The following is a 4,125-nucleotide window of genomic DNA, read 5'->3' as shown; positions in this document are numbered from 1 at the left end:
TATCCACACCGTAAGCGTGGCTGGTATTGGCGGTGGTGATGTTGCCAGCCGGATCTCGGGTGGTAACAGTCGCACTCACATCACCATTGGCGGCCAGCACAGTTCCCGGCACGTTCACGCTCCAGGTTTTGCCGTCGGTATTGACGGTGGTCTGGTAGGTCTCGGTACCGACTTTAACGGTGATCGCATCACCCACTTTGACGTCGTTATCAACCTTACCCGTCACCGCGATGGTCTGGCCGGATTCAACAGCGTTAATCACGTTATCGCTGGTGACATCATCAATTGAAATTGAAGCCACCGGCGCAACCGTATCCACACCGTAAGTGTGACTGGTATTCGCGGTGGTGATATTGCCTGCCGTATCGCGTGTCGTGACCGTTGCAGAGATGTCGCCATTCGCTGCCAGCACCGATCCCGGCACGTTCACGCTCCAGGTCTTACCATCGGTATTCACCGTGGTCTGGTAAGTCTCGATCCCGATTTTGACGGTAACCGCATCGCCCGCTTTCACGTCGTTGTCGACTTTACCGGTCACCGCAATGGTCTGGCCGGACTCGGCCGCATTGATGACGTTATCGGACGTCACATCGTCGATAGAGATAGCTGCGGTTGGCGCAACCGTATCCACTCCGTAGACGTGATTGGTATTCGCGGTGGTGATATTGCCTGCCATATCGCGTGTCGTGACCGTTGCTGAGACATCGCCGTTAGCAGCCAGTACAGCACCGGGAACGTTCACGCTCCAGGTCTTACCATCGGTATTCACCGTGGTCTGGTAGGTCTCGTTACCGACTTTAACGGTAACCGCATCGCCCGCCTTCACTTCATTGTCGACTTTACCGGTCACCGCAATGGTCTGGCCGGACTCGGCCGCATTGATGACGTTATCGGACGTCACATCGTCGATAGAGATAGCTGCGGTTGGCGCAACCGTATCCACACCGTAAGCGTGACTGGTATGCGCAGTCGTGACGTTACCTGCGGTATCCCGCGTGGTCACTGTCGCCGAAATATCGCCATTCGCTGCCAGTACAACGCCCGGAACGTTCACGCTCCAGGTCTTGCCATCGGTATTCACCGTGGTCTGGTAGGTCTCGGTGCCGACGGTGACTGTCACTGCATCGCCCGCTTTCACATCGTTATCCACGTTACCGGTGACCGCAATCGTCTGACCCGACTCGCTGGCGTTAATCACGTTATCGGACGTGATATCGTCGATGGTAATCGACGCCACTGGCGCATCGGTATCGACGCCATAAGCATGAGTAGAGTTTGCGGTGGTCACATTGCCTGCGGTATCACGGGTGGTGACGGTGGCGCTCACATCACCATTGGCGGCCAGCACCGCGCCCGGAACATTGACGCTCCAGGTCTTGCCATCGGCATTCACCGTAGTCTGATAGGTCTCGCTGCCGACGGTGACTGTCACCGCATCACCGGCCTTGACGTCATTATCGACCTTGCCGGTGACCGCAATCGTCTGACCAGACTCGCTGGCGTTAATCACGTTATCAGATGTGACATTATCAATAGCGATAGAAGCCACCGGAGCAACGGTATCGACATCGTAAGCGTGGCTGGTATTTGCCGTCGTCACGTTACCCGCCGTGTCGCGAGTGGTAACGGTAGCACTCACCTCACCATTAGCAGCCAGCACAGCACCGGGAACGTTCACGCTCCAGGTCTTGCCATCGGCATTCACCGTGGTCTGATAAGTCTCGGTGCCGACGGTAACGGTAATCGCATCGCCCGCTTTCACGTCATTATCCACGTTACCGGTGACCGCAATGGTCTGGCCCGATTCACTGGCATTAATCACGTTATCGCTGGTGACATCGTCGATAGTAATGGTCGCGGTAGGTGCCACCGTATCCACGCCGTAAGTATGAGTGGTATTGGCGGTGGTCACATTGCCTGCGGTATCACGGGTGGTGACGGTGGCGCTCACCTCACCATTGGCGGCCAGCACCGAACCGGGAACATTCACGCCCCAGGTCTTGCCGTCGGCATTCACCGTGGTCTGATAGGTCTCGGCACCGACGGTAACGGTAATCGCATCGCCCGCTTTCACATCGTTATCGACCTGACCGGTGACCGCAATGGTCTGGCCGGACTCGGCTGCGTTAACCACGTTATCGCTGGTGACATCGTCGATAGTAATGGAGGCGGTGGGCGCAACCGTATCCACGCCATAAGCGTGACTGGTATTGGCCGTGGTGACGTTGCCTGCCGCATCACGCGTGGTGACCGTCGCGGAGATATCGCCATTGGCGGCCAGCACCGCGCCCGGCACATTCACGCTCCAGGTCTTGCCATCGGCATTCACCGTGGTCTGATAGGTCTCGCTGCCGACGGTGACTGTCACCGCATCACCGGCCTGAACCTCATTGCCGACCTGACCTGTCACCGCAATGGTCTGGCCGGACTCGGCTGCGTTAATCACGTTATCGCTGGTGACATCGTCGATAGTAATGGTCGCGGTGGGCGCAACCGTATCCACGCTGTACGCATGGTTGGTATTCGCTGTAGTGACATTGCCTGCGGTATCGCGGGTGGTGACCGTGGCACTCACATCACCATTAGCAGCCAGCACTGAACCGGGAACGTTCACGCTCCAGGTCTTGCCATCGGTATTGACCGTGGTCTGATAGGTCTCGCTGCCGACGGTTATCGTCACCGTATCACCGGATTTGACGTCATTATCCACGTTACCGGTGACCGCAATCGTCTGACCCGATTCACTGGCGTTAATCACGTTATCTGACGTGATATCGTCGATGGTAATCGACGCGGTCGGCGCGACGGTATCGACGCCATAAGCGTGAGTAGAGTTTGCGGTGGTCACGTTGCCTGCGGTATCGCGGGTGGTAACCGTCGCACTCACATCACCATTAGCAGCCAGCACTGAACCCGGCACATTGACGCTCCAGGTCTTGCCATCGGCATTCACGGTCGTTTGATAAGTTTCCGTGCCGACGGTAACGGTAATCGCATCACCCGCTTTAACATCGTTATCGACCTGACCGGTGACGGCAATGGTCTGGCCGGATTCGCTGGCGTTAATCACGTTATCGCTGGTGACATCGTCGATGGTAATCGATGCCACTGGTGCCACCGTATCGACGCCATAAGCGTGAGTAGAGTTTGCGGTGGTGACATTGCCTGCGGTATCGCGGGTGGTGACCGTCGCACTGATATCGCCATTAGCAGCTAATACCGCGCCCGGAACATTGACGCTCCAGGTCTTACCATCGGCATTCACGGTCGTTTGATAAGTTTCCGTGCCGACGGTAACGGTAATCGCATCACCGGCCTTGACGTCATTATCGACCTGACCGGTGACCGCAATCGTCTGACCCGACTCACTGGCATTAATCACGTTATCGCTGGTCACATCGTCGATAGTAATGGAGGCGGTGGGCGCAACCGTATCGACGCTGTACGCATGGCTGGTATTCGCTGTAGTCACGTTGCCTGCGGTATCACGCGTAGTGACAGTCGCACTCACATCGCTGTTCGCGGCCAGCACCGCGCCCGGCACATTGACGCTCCAGGTTTTGCCATCGGCATTCACCGTGGTCTGGTAGGTCTCGGTGCCAACGGTGACCGTCACCGCATCACCGGCTTTGACGTCGTTATCGACCTGACCTGTCACCGCAATCGACTGACCCGATTCGCTGGCGTTAATCACGTTATCTGAGGTGACATCGTCGATGGTAATCGATGCTACTGGCGCATCGGTATCGACGCCATAAGCATGAGTAGAGTTTGCGGTGGTCACGTTACCCGCCGTGTCGCGGGTGGTGACCGTCGCACTGATATCGCCATTGGCGGCCAGCACCGAACCCGGCACATTGACGCTCCAGGTTTTGCCATCGGCATTCACGGTCGTTTGATAAGTTTCCGAGCCGACGGTAACGGTAATCGCATCGCCCGCTTTCACGTCATTATCCACGTTACCGGTGACCGCAATCGTCTGACCCGATTCACTGGCGTTAATCACGTTATCGCTGGTGACATCGTCGATGGTAATGGATGCTACTGGTGCCACGGTATCCACGCCGTAAGTATGAGTGGTATTCGCAGTGGTGAGGTTGCCTGCATTATCACGCGTGGTGACCG

At 57.0% G+C, this 4,125-nt stretch carries 1 protein-coding gene; it reads right to left on the bottom strand.

Translation table 11 applies throughout. The features are described 5' to 3' along the window. A partial coding sequence (locus KP22_RS20915; RefSeq protein WP_039326256.1) for a beta strand repeat-containing protein occupies window positions 1–4,125 on the bottom strand: 4,125 nt, incomplete at both ends.

This window comes from Pectobacterium betavasculorum, assembly GCF_000749845.1.
GTDB lineage: Bacteria > Pseudomonadota > Gammaproteobacteria > Enterobacterales > Enterobacteriaceae > Pectobacterium > Pectobacterium betavasculorum.
This window is presented reverse-complemented; position numbering and strand designations above follow the sequence as displayed.